The 24,700-nt window shown below is 28.4% G+C and carries 22 protein-coding genes and 1 riboswitch; of the genes, 15 read left to right on the forward strand and 7 right to left on the reverse strand.

The annotated features are described in order from the left end of the window. Nucleotides 1-8: 8 nt before the first annotated feature. Nucleotides 9-1,109, reverse strand: coding sequence for an Mrp/NBP35 family ATP-binding protein (locus tag RT575_RS10260; protein WP_313383491.1), 1,101 nt, complete (start codon nt 1,107-1,109; stop codon nt 9-11). 134 nt (nt 1,110-1,243) lie between these two features. On the opposite strand from RT575_RS10260, the gene RT575_RS10265 reads away from it, so the two are divergent. Continuing rightward, nucleotides 1,244-1,705 (forward strand): DinB family protein, encoded by a 462-nt coding sequence (locus RT575_RS10265; protein ID WP_313383490.1) that lies wholly within the window; start codon nt 1,244-1,246, stop codon nt 1,703-1,705. A gap of 12 nt (nt 1,706-1,717) precedes the next feature. After that, nucleotides 1,718-2,224 carry an N-acetyltransferase family protein gene (locus RT575_RS10270; RefSeq protein WP_313580649.1) on the forward strand — a complete coding sequence of 169 codons (507 nt, stop codon included), beginning with the start codon at nt 1,718-1,720 and terminating at the stop codon, nt 2,222-2,224. A gap of 133 nt (nt 2,225-2,357) precedes the next feature. Here RT575_RS10270 and RT575_RS10275 read toward each other — a convergent pair whose 3' ends face one another. Beyond that, nucleotides 2,358-3,185 carry an alpha/beta hydrolase-fold protein gene (locus RT575_RS10275; RefSeq protein WP_313580651.1) on the reverse strand — a complete coding sequence of 276 codons (828 nt, stop codon included), beginning with the start codon at nt 3,183-3,185 and terminating at the stop codon, nt 2,358-2,360. 121 nt (nt 3,186-3,306) lie between these two features. After that, on the reverse strand, nt 3,307-3,879 hold the full coding sequence (locus RT575_RS10280; protein WP_313383485.1) for a nitroreductase: 573 nt from the start codon (nt 3,877-3,879) through the stop codon (nt 3,307-3,309). 68 nt (nt 3,880-3,947) lie between these two features. Here RT575_RS10280 and RT575_RS10285 point away from each other — a divergent pair, with 68 nt between their 5' ends. The 7 genes from RT575_RS10285 to RT575_RS10315 all read left to right on the forward strand — a co-directional run bounded on the left by RT575_RS10285 (nt 3,948) and on the right by RT575_RS10315 (nt 13,176). Continuing rightward, nucleotides 3,948-4,712, forward strand: a complete 765-nt coding sequence (locus tag RT575_RS10285; protein ID WP_313580653.1) for a hypothetical protein — start codon at nt 3,948-3,950, stop codon at nt 4,710-4,712. Between the two features lie 159 nt (nt 4,713-4,871). Further along, nucleotides 4,872-5,831 carry an aminodeoxychorismate synthase component I gene (locus RT575_RS10290; protein WP_313580655.1) on the forward strand — a complete coding sequence of 320 codons (960 nt, stop codon included), beginning with the start codon at nt 4,872-4,874 and terminating at the stop codon, nt 5,829-5,831. Continuing rightward, the gene (locus tag RT575_RS10295) at nt 5,815-6,411 is read left to right on the forward strand and encodes an aminotransferase class IV (protein WP_313580657.1); all 597 of its coding nucleotides are present in this window, start codon (nt 5,815-5,817) and stop codon (nt 6,409-6,411) included. The genes RT575_RS10290 and RT575_RS10295 overlap by 17 nt, the downstream gene beginning before the upstream one ends. Nucleotides 6,412-6,441: 30 nt before the next feature. Then, complete coding sequence (locus RT575_RS10300) at nt 6,442-7,185, forward strand: polysaccharide deacetylase family protein (protein WP_313383479.1); 744 nt, start codon at nt 6,442-6,444, stop codon at nt 7,183-7,185. Next, nucleotides 7,178-7,981: a formyl transferase gene (locus tag RT575_RS10305; RefSeq protein ID WP_313580659.1), complete on the forward strand. Its 804-nt coding sequence runs from the start codon at nt 7,178-7,180 to the stop codon at nt 7,979-7,981. The genes RT575_RS10300 and RT575_RS10305 overlap by 8 nt, the downstream gene beginning before the upstream one ends. A gap of 178 nt (nt 7,982-8,159) precedes the next feature. Next, nucleotides 8,160-12,635: a hypothetical protein gene (locus RT575_RS10310; RefSeq protein ID WP_313580661.1), complete on the forward strand. Its 4,476-nt coding sequence runs from the start codon at nt 8,160-8,162 to the stop codon at nt 12,633-12,635. Nucleotides 12,636-12,645: 10 nt separating this feature from the next. Next, the gene (locus RT575_RS10315; RefSeq protein ID WP_313383476.1) at nt 12,646-13,176 is read left to right on the forward strand and encodes a hypothetical protein; all 531 of its coding nucleotides are present in this window, start codon (nt 12,646-12,648) and stop codon (nt 13,174-13,176) included. Between the two features lie 71 nt (nt 13,177-13,247). On the opposite strand, the gene RT575_RS10320 is transcribed toward RT575_RS10315, so the two are convergent. Further along, on the reverse strand, nt 13,248-14,129 hold the full coding sequence (locus RT575_RS10320) for a cupin-like domain-containing protein (protein WP_313580663.1): 882 nt from the start codon (nt 14,127-14,129) through the stop codon (nt 13,248-13,250). Between the two features lie 194 nt (nt 14,130-14,323). Next, nucleotides 14,324-14,429, forward strand: a riboswitch (SAM riboswitch). A 66-nt stretch (nt 14,430-14,495) separates the two neighbouring features. On the opposite strand from RT575_RS10320, the gene RT575_RS10325 reads away from it, so the two are divergent. After that, a complete protein-coding gene (locus tag RT575_RS10325) occupies nt 14,496-16,880 on the forward strand; it encodes a TonB-dependent receptor (protein ID WP_313580665.1) in 2,385 nt (794 codons plus the stop codon). Nucleotides 16,881-16,970: 90 nt separating this feature from the next. After that, nucleotides 16,971-18,257 (forward strand): amino acid permease, encoded by a 1,287-nt coding sequence (locus tag RT575_RS10330; protein WP_313580666.1) that lies wholly within the window; start codon nt 16,971-16,973, stop codon nt 18,255-18,257. A gap of 445 nt (nt 18,258-18,702) precedes the next feature. Here RT575_RS10330 and RT575_RS10335 read toward each other — a convergent pair whose 3' ends face one another. The 3 genes from RT575_RS10335 to RT575_RS10345 all read right to left on the reverse strand — a co-directional run bounded on the left by RT575_RS10335 (nt 18,703) and on the right by RT575_RS10345 (nt 22,389). Then, nucleotides 18,703-20,709: a flavohemoglobin expression-modulating QEGLA motif protein gene (locus tag RT575_RS10335; RefSeq protein WP_313580667.1), complete on the reverse strand. Its 2,007-nt coding sequence runs from the start codon at nt 20,707-20,709 to the stop codon at nt 18,703-18,705. After that, a complete protein-coding gene (locus RT575_RS10340; RefSeq protein WP_313383471.1) occupies nt 20,706-21,686 on the reverse strand; it encodes an ATP-grasp domain-containing protein in 981 nt (326 codons plus the stop codon). Before RT575_RS10340 ends, RT575_RS10335 begins: the two co-directional genes overlap by 4 nt. A 187-nt stretch (nt 21,687-21,873) precedes the next feature. After that, nucleotides 21,874-22,389 (reverse strand): TlpA disulfide reductase family protein, encoded by a 516-nt coding sequence (locus RT575_RS10345; RefSeq protein ID WP_313580668.1) that lies wholly within the window; start codon nt 22,387-22,389, stop codon nt 21,874-21,876. A gap of 104 nt (nt 22,390-22,493) precedes the next feature. Here RT575_RS10345 and pth point away from each other — a divergent pair, with 104 nt between their 5' ends. The 4 genes from pth (at nt 22,494) to RT575_RS10365 (ending at nt 24,643) form a co-directional block, all read left to right on the forward strand. Then, complete coding sequence (gene pth, locus RT575_RS10350) at nt 22,494-23,060, forward strand: aminoacyl-tRNA hydrolase (RefSeq protein ID WP_313580670.1); 567 nt, start codon at nt 22,494-22,496, stop codon at nt 23,058-23,060. Beyond that, on the forward strand, nt 23,050-23,457 hold the full coding sequence (locus tag RT575_RS10355; protein ID WP_313580672.1) for a rhodanese-like domain-containing protein: 408 nt from the start codon (nt 23,050-23,052) through the stop codon (nt 23,455-23,457). Before pth ends, RT575_RS10355 begins: the two co-directional genes overlap by 11 nt. Continuing rightward, nucleotides 23,457-23,693: a DUF3820 family protein gene (locus RT575_RS10360; RefSeq protein WP_313580673.1), complete on the forward strand. Its 237-nt coding sequence runs from the start codon at nt 23,457-23,459 to the stop codon at nt 23,691-23,693. The genes RT575_RS10355 and RT575_RS10360 overlap by 1 nt, the downstream gene beginning before the upstream one ends. Before the next feature lie 107 nt (nt 23,694-23,800). Next, nucleotides 23,801-24,643: an MBL fold metallo-hydrolase gene (locus RT575_RS10365; protein WP_313580675.1), complete on the forward strand. Its 843-nt coding sequence runs from the start codon at nt 23,801-23,803 to the stop codon at nt 24,641-24,643. The last annotated feature ends 57 nt before the right edge of the window (nt 24,644-24,700 follow it).

Below are 24,700 nucleotides of genomic sequence, written 5' to 3' on the forward strand. Positions count from 1 at the left end.
TTTTTTAATTAATTTTTAGCTGAACAACCTGCCATTGTTGTAATACGAACTGCTTCTGTCGGTGGTAATGTATTATTACGCTCAACTAAGCTTTGTACAGTATTACGGGCTATAGATTTATATACTTCGGCAACAATAGTATCTTCTTGTAAAGCAGCAGGACGACCAACATCCGCAGCCTCTCTTATAGATTGTACAATAGGAATTTCTCCTAAAAATGGTACACCTATTTGCTCTGCTAAACTTTTTGCTCCATTTTGTCCAAAAATATAATACTTATTATTTGGTAATTCTTCTGGTGTAAAATACGCCATATTTTCTACAATTCCTAATACTGGAACATTGATTGATTCCATTTGGAACATTCCTACTCCTTTTCTAGCATCAGCTAAAGCAATATTTTGCGGTGTAGAAACTACTACTGCTCCTGTAATAGGAACTTGTTGTACGATCGATAAATGTATATCACCTGTTCCAGGAGGTAAATCAATTAATAAAAAATCTAATTCTCCCCAATGCGCATCACGAATCATTTGATTCAATGCTTTAGCAGCCATTGGTCCTCTCCAAACTATTGCTTGATCTGTATCAGCAAAAAATCCTATCGATAATATTTTTATTCCGTAAGATTCTACTGGTTTTATTTTTGTTTTTCCATTTACCTCTACAGAATATGGACGAGCATCTTGACAATCAAACATAATTGGCATTGATGGTCCATAAATATCTGCATCTAACAAACCTACTTTAAATCCCATATTAGCTAAGCTAATAGCAAGGTTAGATGAAACTGTTGATTTACCTACTCCTCCTTTTCCAGAAGCTATAGCAATTATATTTTTTACACCAGGTAATTCAGACCCTTTTATTTCATTTGGATTTTTTTCTTCTACCTCAACAGAAATATTTAATTTTAAATTAGCATCAGGTAAATTTTCTTTAAATGCATTCTTTAAAGCTATTTCTAATCTTTTACGTTCGTGCATTGCTGGAGAAGGTGAAACAATATCTAGTACAATATTATCTCCCATAACTTGTGCGTTACGCATCCAATTGCGAATACCCAATTCTTCTAATACTTGATATATTTGATCTCTTGTGTAAGCCATCTTTTAAATTTAATTAGACAAAATTACAAAGAATCAAAGACATTCAATAATCTAAAAATGTGATTTTAATTGTTTTGTCTTATAATTTGATAAATAGACTTAATTTGTAGTATATTTAATTTTAAAATCAATCAATGGAAGAGCATATTATCTACCTAACTAATATTAGAAAACAGATTATTGATGAACTTGAGCAGCATGCTCTAAAACAGCTACTTTACATCCCTGTTGGTTATAAAAATAATTTATATTGGAATGCCGCTCATGTTCTGGCTACTCAACAATTAATACACTATTATTTGACTGATAATCGAATGTTAGTTGACCTTGATTTTATCCAAAAATATAAAAAAGGAAGCTTAGGAAATACTGAAGTTACTAATGATGATGTACAGGAATTAAAAGAAATGTTAGAAAGTACACCTATGCAACTTTTTAAGGATTATCGTTCAGAAAAACTTTCCTATTATCGTTCTTATAAAACTAGTTTTGGAATTACATTAGAATCGATAGAAGATGCTATTTTATATAATAATATTCATGAAGCAATGCATCTTGGATACATGTTATCTATGAAAAAAAATATTCCTTTTTAAAAAAATATTATAATGATTGAATTATTATACAGAAATGCCACTCAAAACGATTTAAAAAAAATTACAGAAATATATAATTCAACTATTCCTTCTCGATTAGTTACTGCAGATACTGAACCGGTCTCTGTAGAAAGTAAACAACAATGGTTTAATGAGCATTCGGCTAATAAAAGACCTCTTTGGATTATAGAAGATAATAAAAAAAACATTATTGGTTGGGTAAGTTTTCAATCATTCTATGGTAGACCTGCTTATGATGGAACTGTTGAAATAAGTATATATTTAGATGAAAATTATCAAGGAAAAGGTTTAGGAAAAAAAATATTACAATATTGTTTAAATAAAGCACCTGAATTTGAAATAAAAACAATTTTAGGATTCATTTTTTCTCATAATGAACCCAGCATTAAATTATTTAAACATTTTGGATTTGAAGTTTGGGGACAATTACCCAACATAGCAATATTGGATAACATTAATAGAAGCCTTTCTATTCTAGGAAAAAGAATAGATTTATAATTTTAGCAATCCCTTAATAGGTCACGCTTTTCGCTATATTTTTTATAAATAAGAAATTTAGGTAAATCTATTTCTTATTTATAAAAGGATGTCGCTTCAATCGTTATTGCTTAACATAATTGTTAATAAAAATTTATTTGCTTAAACTCCAAATTAAAGACTTCTCTTCTGTGGCTCTGTAAATTGTTGCATGATTTTCTTTTGGTTCATCAGAGTAAAACCATTTTAATTGAGGAGCTTTAGTATCTTCAAGTACCTTTGATAATTGATTCGTATATTGGTTTATATCCGTTGCATCAGACCCAGCGAACCAAAATTTAATAGGTTTTGATGGTAATTTTAAAAGTTTTGCCTTTGCTTTTTTTACTAAATAATGATTATTCCACCAAAGAGAAGGATCTATAGCAATATAAATATCAAACATATTACTATCATCTAAAAAAGTTTCCGTAATAAATAATCCTGCTAAAGATTCTCCAATTATAGCTTTTTGTTTATTCGTTCTATAGCGTTTATCAATCTCAGGAAAAAGTTCATCTTTTATAAAAGATCTAAAAACAGATGCTCCACCAACAATTGGTGCTACTTTTTTATCTTCTTCTACTTCTGTGAGTGGAGTTAAATCTTTTCTACGTTGTATATTTTCTATTCCGACTAAAATAACGTCTTGTATTTTCTTTTCTTTTATTAATTTCTCTAATGTATTTGCAACATGAGGAAAATCTTCTGCTATTCCTCCATCTGGCATATAAACAACAGTCAAAGAATCTTTAGAACTTTTATAATTATTAGGATACCAAATATTAATAACTCTTTTTTCATTTAATTTTTTTGAGTCAATAGTAAATGTTTCATGCACAGGAATAGTGTCTTCTAGATTAACATTATTGAAAGTTTTACAACTGATTAAACTTATCTGAATAAAAAATAAAATAGTAAAAATTTGAAAAATAGATTTCATAAAGTAATTAATTATTAATAATATAACTAATATACTTTATTTAATTATAAATTCATTTCAAAATAAAAAGATTACTAAATATATTTAGTAATCTTTTTTAAATATTTCTCTTTCTAGAAAATTAATAATCTAAAAATTTCACTTTTTCTTCTACTGGTTTACGAATACCTTCTGGTAATTCACCATCAAATTTCCCCATGTAAAAAACACCAACACATTTTTCTCCTTCGTCCATTGGTGTAAATTCATCCATATTTGCAATTACGTTTGCAGGAGAAGACCAATATGCACCAACATTTAATTCTGTCGCCATTAACCACATATTTTGCACTGCCATAGAAACAGCTGCTAATTCTTCCCACTCAGGATTTTTCTCAGTATTGATAAAATTAATTAAAACAATTTTATTTGATTTATCACACTTCTCAATTAATGAATTGATTTTTCTATCACTTAATTGATCTGTTGGAGTTCCTTGTACATAGACTCGTTTTACATATTCTCTGAATCTATCTTTCGCAGGACCTTCTAAAACTACAAAACGCCAAGGTTCTGTTTTTTTATGAGAAGGAGCCCAATTTGCAGCTTCAAAAATTAATGAAAGTTCTTCTTTTGTTATTTCCTCTTGCGTATACTGAGGAGGAAAAACTGAACGTCTTTTTTTTATGATTGATAATAAATCTTTTGCATTCATGTTATAACAATTATAATTTGTTTACTTCTAAACAAATTTACATCAAATCAAATTAAATAAAAATTTAGATGAAAACATTAGATTATAACAAAATTGAATATTGGAAAAAAAATAAATTCAATTTTGATATTGGAAAATATTTTAATGAATCCATTGAATTGTTCTCAAACAATTGGGGCAATTTTGTTATTTATTCTTTTATTGCTTCTCTATTATTTTTAATTAGTTATGTAACAATAATAGGTCCTTTTATAATTATGTTTCCTTTATTAATGGGATTTTTGATAGGAGCAGAAAGAGTTGATAGTAAGAAAAATTTAGTATTTAATGATTTCTTTGGAGGTTTTAAAAACTTAGGAACATTTTTTCTTTTCAATCTCTCTATTCTATTTATTTATTTCATAATAATGACTCCTTTGTTTTTATTTTCTTTTTTTCCTCTATTCTTCGGAGAATCAGAAAATAATCATGCTGGATTAATAATAGGTTCTACTATTATTATGTTTATATTAATGTCTGTACTAATGATTTTTTTATTTATTTTCTTGATTTCTATCTATCTCGCTCCTTATCTCATTTATTATGGAAATCTCGGAGTAAAAGATGCTATAAAGACTTCTATTGCTATTACAAAAAATAATTTTTGGTGGATTCTCTTATTAGTTATTATTACAAGCTTTATTTCGTCTATAGGAATGATTATATGTTATTTAGGTATTTTTATAACATTTCCTATCAGTTATATATTTACCTATTTTGTGTTAAAAGATATCATTTTGACTGATGATGAAAAGTTATCTGAAATTGACACATTAGGAACAAATAAAATTTAATTTTTTATTAAAAATTATGCGACAAGGATAGTAGCGGCATCCTTTTGCAAAGAAAAATAAATATTTTTCTTTGCAAAAGATATATCGAATAACCTGCCCGGTCGCCCAAAAAATATAAAATAGCTTGTAACAAATAGAGAATAAACTTAATTTTATCGGATGTTTACAGCACATTCTATTTTTAATGAAATGAATGAATTGGGAGCGAAAAAAGTTCCCTTTTTTTTTATGATTGATTTTCTGAAAGAAAATGGAGAAGTTATTCCTTTATCTGAATTACCTGAAGATATTAAGTTTGAAATTAATTCAAAAAAAAAACAAGCTATTCCTTTTTCATTTGATTTTAATAAATTCCCTATATCTTTTGAAGAATATAAATCTAAATATTCTATTGTTCATAAAAACATATTAGTAGGAAATTCCTATTTAACGAACTTAACTTACCCAACAAGAATTGAAACAAGTTTATCGTTGGATGATATTTATACTTATTCTTCTGCTAAATACAAATTGAAATACAAAGATGATTTTGTTTGTTTTTCTCCTGAAAGATTTGTAAAAATTGAAAATTATCAAATCTTTTCAAATCCAATGAAAGGAACAATAGATGCATCTATTAATCATGCAAAACAATTGATATTAAACGATGAAAAAGAAGCTGAGGAACATGCTACAATTGTAGATTTGATTCGTAATGATTTGAGTTTAGTTGCAGAAAATGTTGTTGTAAATAAATATAGATATGTTGATGAAGTGCAAACAAATGATAAAAAATTATTACAAATAAGCTCTGAAATTAGAGGAGATTTGGCATCTAATTTTCATGAAAAAATAGGAACTATTTTTGATAATTTATTACCTGCTGGTTCCATTTGTGGCGCACCAAAAAGTAAAACAATAGAAATTATAAAAGAAGCTGAACAGTATGCTCGAAATTTTTATACTGGAGTATTTGGGATATTTGATGGAGAAAATTTAGATAGCGCTGTCATGATTCGTTTTATTGAACAAGATAATCATCAATTATTATTCAAAAGTGGTGGTGGAATAACAGCAAAAAGTAATGCTGAGGCAGAATATAAAGAATTAATACAAAAAGTATATGTTCCAATTTATTGAATCCATTTGTTGTGAAAATAAACAACTACGAAATTTAGACTATCATCAAAAAAGATTTGATGATACAAGAGAAGATAATTTCTCAGATTTTCAACCTATTTCATTAAAAGATAAAATAACTATTAATAATGATTTATCTAACGATAAATACAAAGTTCGTATTGTTTATGATAAAGATATACAATCTATTGAATTTCTACCTTATACAATGAAAACTATAGAAACAATCAAACTTTTTACTATTGATGACAAAGTTGATTATTCTTATAAATACGTAGAACGTTCTTTCTTCGATGAATATATAAATGAAACAAAAACAGATGATTTGGTTCTTGTAAAATCTAACTACATAACAGACTGCATATATTCTAACATTGTATTTTTTGACGGCGAACAATGGATTACTCCAAAAACATTTTTATTAAAAGGAACAATGAGAGAATCTCTTTTAGATAATGGTAAAATTTTACAAAAAAATATAAAAGTTTCTGATTTAAATAATTTCAAATCTTTTAAACGAATCAATGCTATGATGAATTTAGATGAAAGTCAGGAAATACACATTTCTTGTCTACTTTAGTGTATATTTGTTAAATAACAACCTATTTATATGAAAAAAATAGCATTATTATATCATGAAGTTGTAGATGATTATAAAGAATCTGGATTTCAGAATAATGATAATTTAGCCTACATGCATACTACAGAAATATTCGAAAAACATATTTCTATTTACAAAAACTTCATTCAAAATCAAAACTCTACAAATACAAACAAATACTTATTTACATTTGATGATGGAGGAATTTCAAATCTTCGTTCAGCAAAAATTTTAGAGAAGAATGACATTCGTGGTTATTATTTTATAACAACAAAATTTATTGATACAAAAGGATTTTTATCTAAAGAAGATATTATAAATATCCATAAAAATGGACATACAATAGGTTCGCATTCACATACTCACCCAATGATTTTTAGAACATTACCTAAAAATCAAATGATAAACGAATGGAAGAAATCCAAAAACATTTTAGAAGATATTCTTGGAGAAGAAGTTTTATCATGTTCTATTCCTGGTGGTGATGCTGACGAAAAAACATATGAAACAGCAAAAGAAGTTGGTTATAAACATATTTTTGATTCGGAACCAATTGTTACACATCGAAAATTAGATACTTTAGAAATCATTGGTCGACTAAGTATAAAAGCTTCTGTTTCTGATCAAGAATTTTTGGAAATACTTCAACTAAAAAACTTATCGAGTTTACAACGTAAACGAAAAATTAAAGGAATAATTAAAAAAATGATTTTTCCTATACATCAATACATGCAAAATAAAAAAAATGGGTAAAGAAAAATTAAGAGTTGTTTGTCTTTTTGGAACAGGAATTATTTTTGATAAAACACTTAGTATTTTATTGGAAAATAATGTGAATGTTGTTGGTGTATGTAACGCAAATAAACATAAAAAAGGTATTGATTTTTCTTACCTAAAAATTGCTGGTAAAAAATATGGATGGGGACAGTTATTTCTACAAATTATTGGAAGAATATATTACCGTTTACTAAATAGAAAAAAAGATATAGAGATCTTCAACCAAATCTATAATAAACAAGAAATAAATTCTGTCATAAATCAATATAATTTTGAAACTTTTGCAACAGAAAATTATGGCTCACCTGAAACTATAGCATGGATAAAATCTTTGAAACCTGACTTATTAGTTGTACATACTGGCTATTGGGTTGGTAAAAAGGTGAGAGATATTGTTGGTGGAAAAGTAATTGGTGGACATCCAGGAATTACGCCTGATTATAGAGGTGTGCATTCTCCTTTTTGGGCTATATACAATAATGAACCTGAAAAAGTTGGCTACACAGCTTTTTGGTTAGATAGTGGTGTTGACACAGGAGATATTCTTCATCAAGATACTGTTACAATAGAAAAAGGAGATAGTTTTTTTACACTTAGTTGGAAAGGAATGGTTGGTATAGCAAAAGCCCAAGCTAAAATTATTAATAAAATAGATAATGGAGAAGAGCTATTTGCTAGAAAAATAAGTGAAGTTGACGAAAAAACAAATTATACGCATCCTACCATTTTTCAATATTTAGAATACAAACAAAAACAAAAAAAAGTTAGATAGTATTTAATAAATAATTGTTAATGGATAATTATCTATCATATAAGTAAATTATATATTTAACCATATTACCAATTCTTTTTATTCACAATAAAAAAAATATAATTAACTAGTTTACAAAATATTAATGCTATATTTGTTAATTAATTTTAAAAAACCAAATCCTAAATTATTTAAAAACATGAAAAAAATTAACTTTTTTTTAATAGTTTTTTTAACTATCAATTGTTTACTCTATGCACAAAAACCAGGAGGAACTTCACTTGAAGTTGAACTCTGGCTCAAAGCAGATGCAATCAATCAATCAAACGGAACTAACGTTAATTCTTGGATTGATCAATCTGGAAAAAATAGAACACATATACAAAGCGGAACAAATTCTGTTCCTGTATTTGATAAAATTAACTTAATGAATTTTCAGCCTTCTCTTAGATTTGCTCCTGGGGTTGCTAATAGAAAATTAATTTACCCAACACATTTTGTTGAAGCTACAAAATCATATTTTATATTTTATGTTTCCAGAGTTGAAACAAATTCTACTACAAGAGGTGTGGTTTATGCATTCAATGCAACTCGACACTCTGATAATGGGTGGAGATATGGAAATCCTTCTATTTCTACGGCTGGAACTGGAAGTACCTACTCTATAGAAAGTAATGCTGACCCTAGAAGAATGGCTGGTATAAATACAAGTATAAGAACTAATTCTAATTCTATAGCTGACCAACTTTATTACAATGGTAATCTATTTGGTACAATGACAAATGCTACACGAATAATGAATACTGGAATAGGAGCAAGTATTATTGGTAATAGTAATACAGGGAATGAATATCCTTTTTATGGTAATGTGCAAGAAATTATTGTTTTATCTAGTACTGTTGGAAATTCTATAAATCCAGCAGAATTACAAAAAGTATTATCTTATTTATCAATAAAATACGGAATCGGTTTAAGCTCTACACAAGAAAACTATGTAAATTCTAACAATGAAGTGATATGGGATGGCTCTACAAATAATTCATATCAAAATAATAGGTTTGGAATAGGGCGAGATGATAACAGTGGTTTATATCAAAAACAATCTACAAGTTATGATAAATCATTTGCAACTATATTCCTTGGTGATTTAGCTACTATAAATAATGACAATACATCTACCATTGATAATAATAATTTTTTGATTTTTGGTTCAAATGGATTAAATGGAACAGAAAATTTTGAATATAAGCAAGGAACCTCTTTCAACGAGAATACTATTTTATCTTCTGACGTAAATAAGAGACAACGAATTATTTTTAAAGCTCAAACATATGGAAAAACAAGCTTTAATGTAAATATAAAGTCTAATATTAGGGCTACTCATCTATTAGTTTCAACAAATGAAAATTTTTCTCCAACAACAACAAGAGTTTATACTCTAAACTCTGATAATATAGCTCAAAACATTCGAATAGACAATGGCAATTACATTACTTTTGCTCATTACTTAACAGCTCCTGGAGGTGTGGTAGATGGCTTAAGAGTATGGTTAAATGCCTCAGAGGAAAATCTTGACCTTACTGGAGATAAAATTGATGTTTGGAGGGATTTATCTAATTTTGGAAATGATTATTCTCATAGTGCTGTTACTGGTTCTGGTACAAAGCCTTCTATTGTTAGATGTGATCCTAAAATGAACTTTAACACAAGTATAAGGTTTGAAACAAATGATGCACTTGCAATTTCTTCTGGACCAATGTCTGTTAATGCACCTGATAACTTTACTTCTTTTGTTATGTATAATAGTTTTTCCAATACTTCAACAACTGGTGTATATACTCATGCTTTTGGAAATACTAATTTAAATGGAGGTGCAGGAGATCAAAAACCAGCTATGGGATTTACTCCTAGAAGAGCTAATGGAAGACTTTATGCCGCTGGAAGTGGGAATGATATCGATGGCTCAGGAGTAGAAGGTTACAGTCTTGGTAGTACGGCTTTAGAAATGATTCATACTCGTAAAGCCTCAGCTACTGGAGGAAGATATGTAAAATTTGATTTCGGAGGATTTGCAACTGAATTAAATACTCCAGGTACTTCTACATTTGGTAATAATTTCTTAATGGCAAGTGGTGGTATTATTGGTGGTGGATTTTATAATCCACGAAGATTTGATGGAATTATATCTGAAATTTTTTTTTATGAACGAGAATTAACAAACATTGAGCAAGATAAAATACGTTCTTTCTTAGCTATGAAATATGCTCTTACTTTAGATGAGGATAGAACTAATCCTACAAAAAATTATGATTATATTTTATCTGATGGAATTACAAAAGTGTGGCCAGGTAATTCAACTCCAACCTCTAATTATCATAATAGAGTTACAGGACTGGTAAGAGATGACAACCAAGGTTTAAATATACAACGATCAAAGTCAACTGAAGTCAATTCTTCAATTACTCTATTAACTAAAGGTACTGAAACATGTGGTATTAGTGGAGAAACTTTCGACAATTTAAATGCTCTTTTTATAGGTGATAATAATGGTAGTACAGCACAAATAGATTTAAGAGGAAATGAAGATATATGTGGCGAAATTGATTATTCATTAACTGGTCCATCTTCAAGAATTTGGCTTGCTCAAAATACAAATGCAAATAACACTTTACCTGTAAGTTCTAAAACAATTACATTAAAAGCAGGTGGTGATGATTTTCCTTTTAGTGGTTCGGGCTACGAAGTTTATTTATTAGTTGCTGATTCAGATTCAAAATTAAAAAATAATCAATGGGATCAGATTGTACCAATGACTTATATTGATGGAGAACATGTTGCAAATTATACTTTTACAGATCAATATACTTATTTTACATTTGGTGCTAAAAGTGCAGTTGGAGATTGCGAAACATGTAATTTCTCTGGAACAAAAAGTCTTGACTTTATAAGAACAAATTGGCCTACAAGAGGCGATAAAGGTCCTAAAACTTTTAACTTAGGAGATGATTTCAATGTAAATGTTCAATATATTGATAATAATAATCTTTCATCAACAAATTATCCAAGAACTTCATCATTAAAATCATTAAGAAATAGAAGATCCGGAACAGATGCTGTAACAACTAAAATTAATTTTACTAATGATGAAGGAACTACTATTAGTTCAGCAGCATCATTCGAAATATTTAATATTGACAGAGAGGCATATCGATTAAATAATGTACAAGTTATTGGTTATTGTAATGGAGTTGAAGTATATCCAAAATTAACCTATACTTATCCAAGAGAAGAAAGAAGTCGATATACAATTGGTACAGCTGGAAAAGCAAATGCTAAAGCTAGAGGTGTAAGATATAATGGTAATTCTGGGTATACAAACAAAAGAGGACGTATGTTTGTTGAATTTGAAAATACTGTACAAGAAATTCAAATAATTAATACTGTTACCCATTCATCTACTTCATCAGGAGCAATGCATTTAGGAATAGGACCTATTGAATTTTATTGCCCTGCTCCTTTACCTGAACCAAATGAAGATGGAATTATATTTACAAAACAAGGTACAACAGAAGTATTATTATGTGATGAAGTTGATTATTCTTTCCGTTTCGTAAATACAAATTGTGATACTAAAATTACAGATTTAACTGATGAATTACCAGAAGGTATGATATGGGTAAATGAATCTGTCTCTACAGAACTTGAAATAGATGGAGATATTACAGGATATGGAACTCGCACACTTAAATTAAATAATTTAAAAATTCCAGGAGGTGGAAGTTTATATACAGTTAGAGCCATAGCAATATTTGATGATTCTGCCACTGCAGGAGATTATAATAATCAAGCAAAATTAAGTTACGAAAACTCATCAGGAATTACAACTGAAATTTCTAGTATTGATCGTTTAACTGGAGAATCAGTTACAATTACATCTGCAGTAGATTCGGATAGACCAAAACGTGTGATAACGTCTATGTCTTTAAATAAAAAGTGTTTTGTACTTAATGATGAAATCGAAGTAACATTAAATATTAATAATCCTAATAGTTTTACTTTGTCTAATATTTTCTTAAACTTAGAATATGATAGCGAAGTGTTTACTTTAGTGAATAATAGTATTACAACTTCTAGCGGTCTAAATATTGGTACTAATACTGGAGATGATGGAAGTCTAGAATATGAGGATATTACTCTTCCTGCTGGAATAAGCACTATAACATTTAAAGTAAAAGCATCTAATGATATATCTAATTATGAAATTAATCCTGATACATTAAACCCTGTTGAATCAACTTTTAGTTATGATCTAACAAGTGAATCAGAAGATATTTGTTTAGGTTCATCTACAATTAATGCTAATGGTGAAACTGATTTAGATTATTGCTCATATTGTACTAAATCTCCAACCGGCGGCACGACAATTGATTCTAATACAGGTATTTCTACATTAAAAAGTCAATTTAGTAATTGGCCAGAAAATGTTCCAAATGGATTCTTAGTTCTCGAATCTGGTAAAAAAGGCATGGTCTTAACAAGAACAACCCCTACAGCTATTGGAGCAAATAATTGGGTAAAAGGAATGATTATATTTGATATTAGTGATGATAAAAAATGTATCAGTATATACAATGGTAGTACATGGAATTGTATTCAAAAATCTTGTAATGAATAAAATTTTAAACATGAAAAAATTTATTATATTATGTCTTATTTTGAGCACAAACTTACTTTATGCTCAAGTATCAATAGGTAAAAATCAAGTTGATGGAGCTGGAATACTTGATTTTGGAAATGAAAAAAAAGGAATTATTTTACCTATAGCAGATATAGAAACTACAACTAACTATACAAATGGGACTCTTTTAATTGATAAAAATGATTTAAAAGTAAAAGTTTTCCAAAACAACGAATGGTTAGAACTTAGTGATGAAGGAAGTTTTGATGCGCAAAAAGATGAAAACAATAATGATATAAGTACCTCAGCAAATATTAATACAACTGAGGAAATTGGTAAAGGTGTAATTATAGGTGCTGAAAGTAGTGAAGCAGAAGGTGTTTTAATACTAGAATCTACTGATAAAGCTTTAATACTTCCAAAAGTATTTAGACCTCATGAAAATATCTTGTCACCTGTAGCTGGTACTATTTGCTATGATACAGAAAGTGACTCATTTGCTGTATTCGATGGTAAAGTTTGGAATTATTGGAAATAAATAATAACATAAAAAAGCTACATTCAGTATATGAATTGTAGCTTTTTTTAAAAATAATAGACCTAGTTTAATCAACTAGGTCTATTATTTTTTAAAGCATATTCTGCTCTTTTAATGGCTTCTTTTTCTTTCCAATCCATGTATTTACCTTTAAAATTTTTCTTCATAAAATTATCAAAGTTTCTTTGTACCACAAGGTTCCATAAAGAATGTGTTTTTACAGCCCAAGATTTATCCCATGCTCTTAAAGAAATTGAAAAGCTTCCATCAAGGTATTTCATCCAATGCCACCAACCTGTTGGCATAAATAATGTATCACCATGCTCTAAAAAACATTCAATACCTTCTACTCCATCTAAAGCAGGAAATTTATCAAAATCGGGATGTTCAATACTATAATCCTCTAAAGAATAAGTTGCATATGGCAATTTATAAAGTCTTTCCTTCCATTTATATTCAAAAAGCAAAACATGTTTTCTTCCATTAAAATGTGTATGAAAAATATGTGGCATATCTATATCAAAATGAAGAAATGTCTCAGAACCCTCTCCTCCAAAAAACAAACTAGGATATTTATCTAAAAAACCTCCCATAAGTTCCTTAGGAAAAACATAATCATCTAACAACTTCGGAGCATGTTTTATTGGGTCAAAGAAAAAAATTCTCAAATCTGTTGGTTCATTTTCTATAAGATCTATATAATCTGAAAATTTCATTTCTGTAACTGGAGCATTAATAGGTGCTGCTGGATCAGCTTTAGAACTATCATATAAAGGAAGTGTTATATCTCCAACAGCTTCTTTCATATAATCAAAAGTCCATTTTTTATAAGCGGGCCAATTCTTCGACATGTTCTTTATAACTACAGGCTGACGTGTTTTTAAATATTTTTCTGTAAATTCTTCCTTAGTTATGTTATCAACAACATCAATAGGTTTTAATTTTAGTCCCATTTATTATCTATTTATATGAATAAAAATATTAAATTTTATTCATTATTACCCTATAAAATTATAGTTGTTTCATTATTGTTTTAAAATAGAAGTATCAAACTATTAATCAATTCTATTTTTGTTAAATACTTAAACTCTACAAAAATAATAGAGATTTATTTTTTCTTTTCATTTTATTAACATTATCTTTGCTGTCCTTATCAAGAAAGGTGGAGGGATTGGCCCTTTGAAACCTTAGCAACCAATAAATTATGATAAAAAGGTGCTAAATCCAACCCAAATAAAAGGGAAAGATGAGAACAAAAGAATTTAACTTTTATTCTACTTTTTTATGTTGGTTTCTTGATATTTTTTATTAAAATAAACATGAAAAAAAACAAATTTTTACTTACAACTCTAGCTATACTAGGCACATCTTTTGCTCTTGCCCAAGACGTTAAAGAAGACGAAACAAATTTGAACGAAGTTGTTCTAATTGGTGGCCGTACTTCTGAAAGAACTGTAGTAAATTCTCCTGTGCCTGTCGATGTAATAGATGTAGAAAAATTAAAAACATCATCACCTCAGTTATCTGTAAATGATATTTTGAATTATGTTATTCCATCTTTCAATTCAGTTCGCCAATCAGCTTCAGATGGTACAGAACATATAGATCCTGTAACATTAAGAGGAATGGGGCCAGATCAAGTTTTAGTTCTTATTAATGGAAAAAGAAGACATTCAACTTCATTAGTAAACTATCAAAATACTGTAGGAAATGGTTCTGTAGGTACCGATTTAGGAGCTATCCCTGTTTCTGCTATTGAGAAAATAGAAGTACTTCGTGATGGTGCAGCGGCACAATATGGTTCTGATGCTATAGCTGGTGTGGTAAATATTGTTTTAAAATCTAAACCAGGAGGTGATGCATCCTTTACGTATGGACAAACATCTAGAAATGATGGACAAACTTATAATTTTAATGGTAGCTATGGGACTAAATTAGGTAAAGAAGGTTCTATTGTATTCTCAGCTGTAATTAGTGATCGTAAAAAAACAAATCGTTCTAAAAATAATAATTTAGATATATATGGTGATAATTTTGCATACGATTTTGCTGATGATCCTACTGCTGCAAGAGCTGCAGATGATGCAATTTTATCAGAAAGAGGATTAACTAGAAATGATTTCAGATTCCAAATTGGTGATGCGGCAATAAAAAATCAACAATTTTTTGTTAATGCAGAAACTAAATTAACAGACAAATTAGAATTTTATACATTTGGTGGAGTAAGCTTACGCCAAGGTCAAGGTTTTGGTTTTCGTCGTTTACCAAGTGATCTAAATGCAGAGTCTCTAAAAGTTTATCCAAATGGTTTTCAAGCAACAATAAAATCAAATATCAACGATTATTCTAACTCAACAGGATTACGTTATTCTTTTAATGGTTGGAAAGTTGATTTGAGTAACACATTAGGTGTAAATTCTTTTAAATATGACGTTATTAATTCTATCAATCAATCTTTAGGAACAGATTCACCTACTAATTTTTATGCAGGAAAACATCAGTTTTTACAAGATGTTGTGAATTTAGATTTTTCTAAAAAAATCAATCATTTTTTTAATTTAGCCTTTGGAGGAGAATACCGCTACGAACAATATCAAATTGGAGCTGGTGACGAGGCTTCATACGTAGGTTCTGGTTCGGAAACTTTTGGTGGTTTCAGACCTTCAAGTGTTATAAAAGCAGATAGACAATCTGTTGCTGCCTATGCAGATGGAGAATTTAAATTCGGAAATTTTTCTGCTGATATTGCTGGACGTTTCGAAAACTATTCTGATGTAGGAAATACCGTTAATGGAAAATTAGCATTACGCTACGAATATGCCAAAGGTTTTTCTGTTCGAGGAGCAATTTCTACAGGATTTAGAGCACCATCTTTACAACAAAAATATTTTAGTAATGCTTACACAGATTTCTATTTAGATGATGGAGTTCAAAAACTTGGTACAAAAGGAATTATTAGAAATGATTCTGATTTATCTCGTGAACTAGGTTTAGATAAATTAAAACAAGAGAAATCTGTTAATGCAAGTTTAGGATTAACATTTAGACCTATTTCTAAATTATTCATAACTCTTGATGGATATTATATCAAAGTAAAAGACCGAATTGTATTAACGTCTGATATTGTAGATCCTGCTTTTGAAAAATATGGAATTGTTTCTGGAAGAATTTTTACAAATGCTATTGACACAGAAACGAAAGGTTTGGATTTAGTTATATCTTATGATACACGATTAGGTAGAGGTAAATTAAATGCAAGTTTATCTGGGAATTTGAATGAAACAAAAATTGTAGATTATCATTTTCCTAAAACATTAACTATTCCAAGACAACAATTTTTTGGACCTGACCAAGTAAATATTATTGAATCTTTAAGCCCTAAAACTAAAGCTACTTTAGCTTTAAACTATGCCATTTCAGGTTTTAATTTTATGGTTCGTAATACATACTTTGGAAAAGTTGAAAGAAATGGATATCCTTATGGAAGTATTCAGCAACACACAGGAAAAGTTGTTACAGATGCTTCTATTGGATATGATATTACAAAATATTTTAATTTTACAATCGGAGCGAATAATCTATTCGATATCTTCCCTGATAAACAAGTCTATGAAAATTCATATTACGGTGTATTCCCTTATGCACCTGTACAAATGGGAATGACAGGAGCATATTATTTTGCACGAGCAAGTTTTAAATTTTAAAAATTTTAAATACATATTTTATTCCGAGTGATTATCTTAGTTTTAACTAATCAATCATTCGGAATTTTATTTTTTGATTACTTTTTATTTATGGCACATCATAAAATTGGTTGGAAAACCGCAGCTGCTTTAGTGATATCGAATATGATTGGAACTGGAGTTTTTACGAGTTTAGGTTATCAGATATCAGATTTAAAGAATACAACTTCTATTCTATTTCTTTGGATTATTGGCGGGTTTTTAGCATTAATTGGAGCTTTTATTTATTCTGAACTTGCTTCTAAATTTAAGCAATCTGGAGGAGATTATATTTATCTTTCTAGAACATACCATCCCATTTTTGGTTATCTCTCTAGTTGGATTTCTTTATTTGTTGGTTTCTCAGCTCCAATCTCTTTAGCAGCATTGGCAATGGGGAAATATTTAAATAGTTTTGGATTGAATCTAGGAAAAGAATTTGCAATAGCAATTATATTAATGGTTGCCATTTCTCAATCATTTAGTTTAAATTTGAGTAGTAAATTTCAAAACATATTCACAATACTCAAAGTTTCTTTTATCCTAGTTCTCATAGGAATTGGACTTTATTTTGTTCCAACTGTTTCACCAAATGCTATCTCATTTGACACTTCTTTTAAAGATGAATTAATGTTACCAGCTTTTGCTACATCCTTGGTTTATGTAACTTTTGCATATATAGGATGGAACTCTGCTTCGTATATTATAGAAGAAATAAATCAACCAAAGAAAAATTTACCAAAAGCACTTTTTATTGGCGTTGTTTTCGTTACCCTATCTTATGTTTTATTGAATTTTGTTTTTTTAAAACATGCAACAGCTACTTCCCTTATAGGAAAAGAGGATATTGCAAATATTTCTTTTGCAAATATATTAGGACCACATGTAAAATGGGTGAGCTGTTTTATTGCTCTTCAATTAATTGCTACTATTAGTGGTTATTTATGGATTGGTTCTCGCCTTTCACAAGCAACTGCAAGAGAAAATAAATTATGGAGTTTTATGGCAAAAGAAAACAAGCATAAAATTCCTGTTCGTGCTATTTGGGTACATACAACAATTAGTATTTTACTTATATTTTCTGGTGATTTTGAAGTTATATTTACTTATACTTCTTTTGTACTACAAATTCTATCAACTTTAGCAATTTCTACAGCATTCTTTATTAAGAAAGATGAATTGACAATTATAAAAAGTAAATTTTTCTATATTCTTCCTGCTATATTTTTAGCTTTCAGTTTATATATCTGTTATTTTGTATTAATGCAAAAACCAAAAGAAAGTTTATTTGGTTTAGGAATAATAGCACTTGGAATTATAATATTCTTCTTTGATAAAAATACTCAAAAAAATGTTTAAAAATTATGATTATTTTTTGGGCAATTGCTCTGCAGCGTGCTTTACGCTATATCTTTTATAAACAATCACATTTATATTTTTTAAAGAAGATGAATTGTTTATAAAAGGATGCCGCTTCAATCACTATTGCAAATTCGTACTAAAAAATAAATACATAATATAAAAAATAATTTATATTTCCAAAGACTCAAAAACGACACAATAATTAGTAAAATTAATCTCATTACTAAAATTTAATATCTCAAATTTTTAATCTGCAATAACGATTGTAGCGGAAATCCTTTTTACGGAGTGAGCTAGTGAAGTAAAAAGATTGGGAGCGATAAAGCGTGGGCCGTAGGCATTGCCCAAAAGCTATATTATTATTGATAAATACTAAATTATAATCTTGAATTTATCAAAAAAAAATAAAACCTCATCCAAAACAAGATGAGGTTTTATTTTTTTAATCTTTTATTCCGTTGAATATATATTGTAAAAGAGGATTAATTTCTGGATTCTCTTTATGTTTTTTAAAGATTTTTGTGTGATATTTTGGTTTGTTTATCATTTTACGTTCCACCAATTCATCAATTGTATCTATATATTTTACAGATGTTTTTCCAATTAATAAATTATCTAAAGAACGACCTTGATCAACATAATTCAATATTGTCTTTAAACCTTTCAAATACAAAGCATCTTTTGTAAATCCACCACCACGATAGACACGAGTTGTTAGATAAAAAGCATCTTCTGGTTGCATACTGTATTCTTCCATTAGAACCATAAAAGTTTCATTGAAAGATTTTCCGTTTGTCAATAAATTAACTGCTATTACGCGTAAACCTAATTCACGTAAACGATTATGATTAATAGAATCTGTATAATACTCACTAAGAATAGCTAAACCTTCCTGAGTTAATGTGTTTACTGGTAAACCAATACTAAATATTTTTAAAGGCTGATCTAATGCATTCATTGTTGTTACCATGTGCACCCCAATTTCATGCTCTATAAGACCATTTGTAAAACGTTTATCAAATTTTACACCTCGTTTTATTACAACTTTTCTTTTACTATTTATTACTAATGCCTTTGATGCTATGTCATCAGATATTTCAATATCGAATTTGAATCCATAATCATTTGTAGCATTTTTAAATAAATTTACAACTTCTTCTTCTGTATAACTTCCTTGTTCGTCCATTCTAAATTCTGGACAATACAAAATAAAATTAGCATTCTCGATATCCTTTTTAGAAGGTTCTCCAAAATATCGAAGCGAATTATACAAAAATTTATCAGTTCCCAAATTGGCTAATAAATCAACTTTATCAAAATAAGAATTTATTGTATCTACATACATATTCTGTATACTGATATCATTGATTTTTTCTACTTTAATATTAGATAATTTTCGTTTAAACTCGAAAGGATCAATATTCAGTGGACTGTATTTGAACTGAGGTTCGTAAGTGTATTTAGATGCTAAGAATTTCTTTTTCTCAAATTCTAAATTAATTGGATTGATAACACTTAATAACTCAAAATCATTTACCAATTGATACAATTGTTTATCTATTTTCACCAAATCAGATTCTAACTCATTGTGTAAAATATTCACTTGTTTAGAACCTACTTTGTAAGAAGTTTCATTTTTAAGAAATTCGTACGCATGATGAAGAATTGCAGATTTAAAACCTTCCTTTATTTGATTAATAATTTCAGGAAAAGTTTCCTCTGTAAGTTCATCACAGTAAATTTTTGAAACTTCTGTTGCTAAAACTAATGTATTCTTGAAACGATTTGTTAAAAATTCTAATAAGTAACCTCTTCCATAAAAAACATCGTTGATTGCAGAAAAACTATGAATATTCTCTAATTCTATTTGAGCTAATTCATCTCTCCAAGCTTCAACGTATTTTCCATATCTTTCGTTGTCTATTTTCTCTGAACCTATATTGAAAACAGGAACTGGTCTATCCCAACGTTTCCAATTGTAAGAATGAATATCATAAACCAAACATGATTTATATTTAGATTCTAGTTTCTTAACTAAAACTTCCAATACTTCATAAAAAGCATGATGCTTTGCTAAACTTTTTTGTTTTTGAGAAACAGATAATGGTTCTTTCCAAATCTTTTTTCCCCAAGCTTCTTCGTATACAGCAGTTTCTGGATTACGATTCAAATCATATTCGAATCGAGAATCACAACCTTGAATTAAAATTGGAAATGTTTCAACAAATTCGGCTGTGTGAGGATCTTCTTCATACCAACGTTCATAATTATCCAACAAACATTTTTCTAAAACATCTTCACGCATTTTTTTACCATCGTGTATTGCTGTGCATACATAAGGAGTATATTCATCAATTTTTATTTTAAATGAACCATCTTCTGCTGCTGCTTCAAATACAACTTCGTTTTCAATATTATCCAGGATTTGCTGTATACTTAAGGATTTCATGCTTTAAATTCTTTATATTTTTCTAACAATGCATCAACAATTTGTTTTTGTATCTCTTCATTGTTATTTACTCTATTGTGTGGAACAACACCACCAGGGCTTACCACATTTAATTCAACCATTTTATGATTAATTAAATCAACACCACAAAAATAGATTCCATCTTCATTTAATTGTTTTCCAATTTTTCTACATAATTCAATTTCATAATCATCAAGAATATGTTGAATTGCAGAACCACCAGCAGATATATTAGAACGATGATCTCCTTCTGCAGGAACACGCATAATAGCACCAATAGGTTCTCCGTTAACTACAATTACACGAACATCACCTTTTTCTGCTCCTTCTATATAATTCTGACAAATAATTGGCTGAGGAACTCCGGTATGATTAATATAAAAATCACAGATAGAAGAAAGGTTTCCAACACTTTTTCTTTCAAAAAGAACAACACCTTTACCTCCCATTCCGTCTAATGGTTTAATGATAAATTTATCAAAATTATTTTCTTCTACAAACAATTTTATTAAATCAATATCTTTTGTAATCAAGGTTTGAGGAACAATTGTCTCATTTCCATCATCAAAAGATGCAGCATAAATTTTATTATTTGCTTTTCTTAACCCAGATATTTTATTCACAAAGAATACTTTATCTTCAATCAATTCCAACATGTTTAATAAAAGAGGATCAACTGGAGGATCAGCTCTCATAAAAACCATATCAAACTCTGTAAAATCTTTAATAGCACTTTCAAATTTCATACTATTGTAAAAATCTACACAATCATTTGTTTCTTTGCTAACTAACTTTTTGAAATTTCCAATTACTTTTCCTTTTGAAATAGAAATTTCATTTTTTGTTAAATAAGATACTTCAAATCCACGATCTACACATTCTTTTATTAGGCGTAGAGTAGAATCTTTACTTGGTTCAACCTTGTTCCAAGCATACATTACGAAGCATATTTTCATATATATAATAAGGGTATTAAAATCTGTGCAATAATAATTAAAAGATCAATACAAAAAACACTTATTTTAGTTAAAGAAATATTTATTTTCTTACAACAAAACAAATTGATTTTTAACACATAAAGAAAAAGGGTGATTGATTATTCTACTCATCAATCACCCCTTAGGTTGGTAAACTATAAACTATTTATTTTTTTCTTAATTTATCGATAGTGGCTTGCACTTTAGGATCATCTGCTTTTACACTGTAATAATCAGCAATTTTTCCTTTTTGATCTAAAACCAAATATCTAGGTATCCAATTCAAATCAATTCCCGTGCCAAAGTCTCCTTTCCAATTATTTCCTAACAAATAATGTTGTCCTTTAATATCATATTTTTCAATACCTTTCTTCCAAGCTTCATTTGTTTTATCCATAGAAAGATAGACAAATGCTACATCAGGGTTTTTTTCATGTAATGTTTTCAACTCTGGCATATTTTTCACACAGTCACCACACCAAGAAGCCCATAAATCCAATACGATTATTTTTCCTTTATTATTTTCTATTACTTTACCTATTGTAATAGAATTATCTTCTAAATCAACTACTTTATCTTCTAAAGCTTTAGTAGGAAAAACTGTTTTCATTTCTTTAGGAGGATTTTGTGCAAAAGACAAAACTCCTATAAACAACATTAAAATACTAACTATTTTTTTCATAATATATATCTTATTTAAAAATTCTAAAACTATACCATTTTAGTAGAATTTAAAACGAAGGTATGAAATATTTCTAATTCAACAAAAATATGTAATTTTGTTTCATGCAAAAATATTTGATTATTGGACTAGGAAACATTGGTTCTAAGTACGAAAATACAAGACATAATATTGGTTTCAAAGTAGTTGAAGAAGTAGCTAAAAAAGTTGATGCTCAATTTTTTCCTTCAAATTTTGGTGAAGTAGCTCAATTTAAATATAAAGCACGTCCAGTTACTCTATTAAAACCAAATACTTATATGAATTTAAGTGGAGATGCAGTACGTTTTTGGATGAAAAAAGAAAACATTGCATTAGAAAATATTTTTGTTATTACTGATGATCTTAATCTTCCATTTGGTACAATTCGTATGCGTGGTAAAGGAAGTGATGGAGGACATAATGGTTTAAAAGATATTCAAAATAAAGTAGGTGGACAAAATTATGCTCGTTTGCGTTTTGGTGTAGGTAATGAATTTTCTGAAGGAAAACAAGTTGATTATGTTCTTGGTGAATGGTCTGCAGAAGAAATAGAAAAAATGAATGAAAGACTTAGTCTATCTGCCGACGCTGTTTTATCTTTCATCTTTCAGGGATTAGGAAACACAATGAATCAATACAATGGAAAATAAAGTTATAGTTACTTTAGCAATCACAACTAGCCTAATTTTTGGTTCATGTTCCAATAAAGTTATTCCTGCTAATAATCAAAATCAACAAGAAATTCTTGCAACATTAAACCATGTTCATCAAATTGATTTAACAAATAAAAATAATATTTTAATAGATGTTCGCACATCAGATGAATACGCTGAAGGACATTTACCACAATCCATTAATATCGATGTGAAAAATTCTAATTTTGAAAATCAAATTCAAAAATTAGATCCAAAAAAAAATTATTATATCTATTGTAGAAGTGGTATTAGAGCAAAACTTGCCACAGAAAAAATGCAAGAACAAGGCTTGAAAAAAGTATATAATTTTCAAGATGGAATATCTACTTACACTGGAAAAATAGAAAAATAATGGAGGGATTTCGTCCAGAAATACTAAAAGAAATTATTACAACAAAGATGCCTTTTGGAAAATATGAAGGACGTTTATTATGTGATTTACCTATTTCTTACTTAGAATGGTTTATAGGAAAAGGTGGATTTCCTAAAGGCAAGCTTGGTTCTCAATTATCTACAGTTTATGAAATAAAAATGAATGGTCTAGAAGAAATTATTCATCAATTAAAAAAACAATTTGGAGTTTCGTAATAACTACTTCAAAATATAAAATCAATTTATTTTTTACAAAAAAATAAATTTTTCTCATAGTTAATATTGTATTTCTTTATTGTTTAGTATATTTAATGATAAAACAAATGAAAATCAATAAAATACATATTTCTTTATTTTTATTAATTTCTATATTTAATTTATTAATTGCACAAAATTCAATCAAAGAATTCAAAGCAAAAGATAATCTCTTTCTTGTTGGCGATCGCGTGTTCTCACTTTATTATATATCTTCAGAAGGAGTTATAGTTATTGATCCTATTAATGATGATATAGCTAAAGAAACCTTTAAATCAATTAGAAGTAAAACCAATTTACCTATAAAATATGTAATTTATAGTCATAACCATTGGGATCACAACGGTGGAGGAAAAATTTATAAAGATCAAGGAGCTAAATTTATTATACATGAAGATGCCTTTAATAATCTTAACGAAAATAAAAATGTCATTCCTCCTGATTCAATCTGGAAAGGAGAACAAACTAAAATTTCTTTGGGTGATAAAACAATTGAATTATATTATTTTGGTAAAAATCATGGCAATGGAATGACAGTATTTAGATTTCCTGAATATCGTGCTATTTTTACTGTTGATTTAGTTGTACCTGATCGTGTTTTGTATGCTTATTTACCTGATTCAAAGCCTAAAAATTGGTTAAATGATTTATATAAAATTAAAGCACTTGACTTTGATGATTTATATATGGCTCATGTTAGACCAATTGGAAATCGAAAAGATTTAAATATACAAATCTCTTATTTCGAAGATTTATATAAAGCTACTGAAAAAGCTATGAATGATGGAACTCCATTTTTTGATATTCCAACAAAAGTAAAATTACCTCAATATCAAAATCTATTATTTTATAATGAATGGTTACATATGAATGTTTGGAGAATATTAATGGAGAAATCAATAGGACAATAAAATTTCATCATTTTTAAAAAAGATATTTATCATATAATGTAGACCAATAAATTAAAA

Source organism: Chishuiella sp. (assembly GCF_032109125.1).
Taxonomy (GTDB): Bacteria; Bacteroidota; Bacteroidia; order Flavobacteriales; family Weeksellaceae; genus Empedobacter.

Excerpts from the sequence above, each read along its gene's own strand:
- RT575_RS10260 (WP_313383491.1), bottom strand. The coding sequence starts at position 1,109 with ATGGCTTACACAAGAGATCAAATATATCAAGTATTAGAAGAATTGGGT.
- RT575_RS10265 (WP_313383490.1), top strand. The coding sequence starts at position 1,244 with ATGGAAGAGCATATTATCTACCTAACTAATATTAGAAAACAGATTATT.
- RT575_RS10270 (WP_313580649.1), top strand. The coding sequence starts at position 1,718 with ATGATTGAATTATTATACAGAAATGCCACTCAAAACGATTTAAAAAAA.
- RT575_RS10275 (WP_313580651.1), bottom strand. The coding sequence starts at position 3,185 with ATGAAATCTATTTTTCAAATTTTTACTATTTTATTTTTTATTCAGATA.
- RT575_RS10280 (WP_313383485.1), bottom strand. The coding sequence starts at position 3,879 with ATGAATGCAAAAGATTTATTATCAATCATAAAAAAAAGACGTTCAGTT.
- RT575_RS10285 (WP_313580653.1), top strand. The coding sequence starts at position 3,948 with ATGAAAACATTAGATTATAACAAAATTGAATATTGGAAAAAAAATAAA.
- RT575_RS10290 (WP_313580655.1), top strand. The coding sequence starts at position 4,872 with ATGTTTACAGCACATTCTATTTTTAATGAAATGAATGAATTGGGAGCG.
- RT575_RS10295 (WP_313580657.1), top strand. The coding sequence starts at position 5,815 with ATGTTCCAATTTATTGAATCCATTTGTTGTGAAAATAAACAACTACGA.
- RT575_RS10300 (WP_313383479.1), top strand. The coding sequence starts at position 6,442 with ATGAAAAAAATAGCATTATTATATCATGAAGTTGTAGATGATTATAAA.
- RT575_RS10305 (WP_313580659.1), top strand. The coding sequence starts at position 7,178 with ATGGGTAAAGAAAAATTAAGAGTTGTTTGTCTTTTTGGAACAGGAATT.
- RT575_RS10310 (WP_313580661.1), top strand. The coding sequence starts at position 8,160 with ATGAAAAAAATTAACTTTTTTTTAATAGTTTTTTTAACTATCAATTGT.
- RT575_RS10315 (WP_313383476.1), top strand. The coding sequence starts at position 12,646 with ATGAAAAAATTTATTATATTATGTCTTATTTTGAGCACAAACTTACTT.
- RT575_RS10320 (WP_313580663.1), bottom strand. The coding sequence starts at position 14,129 with ATGGGACTAAAATTAAAACCTATTGATGTTGTTGATAACATAACTAAG.
- RT575_RS10325 (WP_313580665.1), top strand. The coding sequence starts at position 14,496 with ATGAAAAAAAACAAATTTTTACTTACAACTCTAGCTATACTAGGCACA.
- RT575_RS10330 (WP_313580666.1), top strand. The coding sequence starts at position 16,971 with ATGGCACATCATAAAATTGGTTGGAAAACCGCAGCTGCTTTAGTGATA.
- RT575_RS10335 (WP_313580667.1), bottom strand. The coding sequence starts at position 20,709 with ATGAAATCCTTAAGTATACAGCAAATCCTGGATAATATTGAAAACGAA.
- RT575_RS10340 (WP_313383471.1), bottom strand. The coding sequence starts at position 21,686 with ATGAAAATATGCTTCGTAATGTATGCTTGGAACAAGGTTGAACCAAGT.
- RT575_RS10345 (WP_313580668.1), bottom strand. The coding sequence starts at position 22,389 with ATGAAAAAAATAGTTAGTATTTTAATGTTGTTTATAGGAGTTTTGTCT.
- pth (WP_313580670.1), top strand. The coding sequence starts at position 22,494 with ATGCAAAAATATTTGATTATTGGACTAGGAAACATTGGTTCTAAGTAC.
- RT575_RS10355 (WP_313580672.1), top strand. The coding sequence starts at position 23,050 with ATGGAAAATAAAGTTATAGTTACTTTAGCAATCACAACTAGCCTAATT.
- RT575_RS10360 (WP_313580673.1), top strand. The coding sequence starts at position 23,457 with ATGGAGGGATTTCGTCCAGAAATACTAAAAGAAATTATTACAACAAAG.
- RT575_RS10365 (WP_313580675.1), top strand. The coding sequence starts at position 23,801 with ATGAAAATCAATAAAATACATATTTCTTTATTTTTATTAATTTCTATA.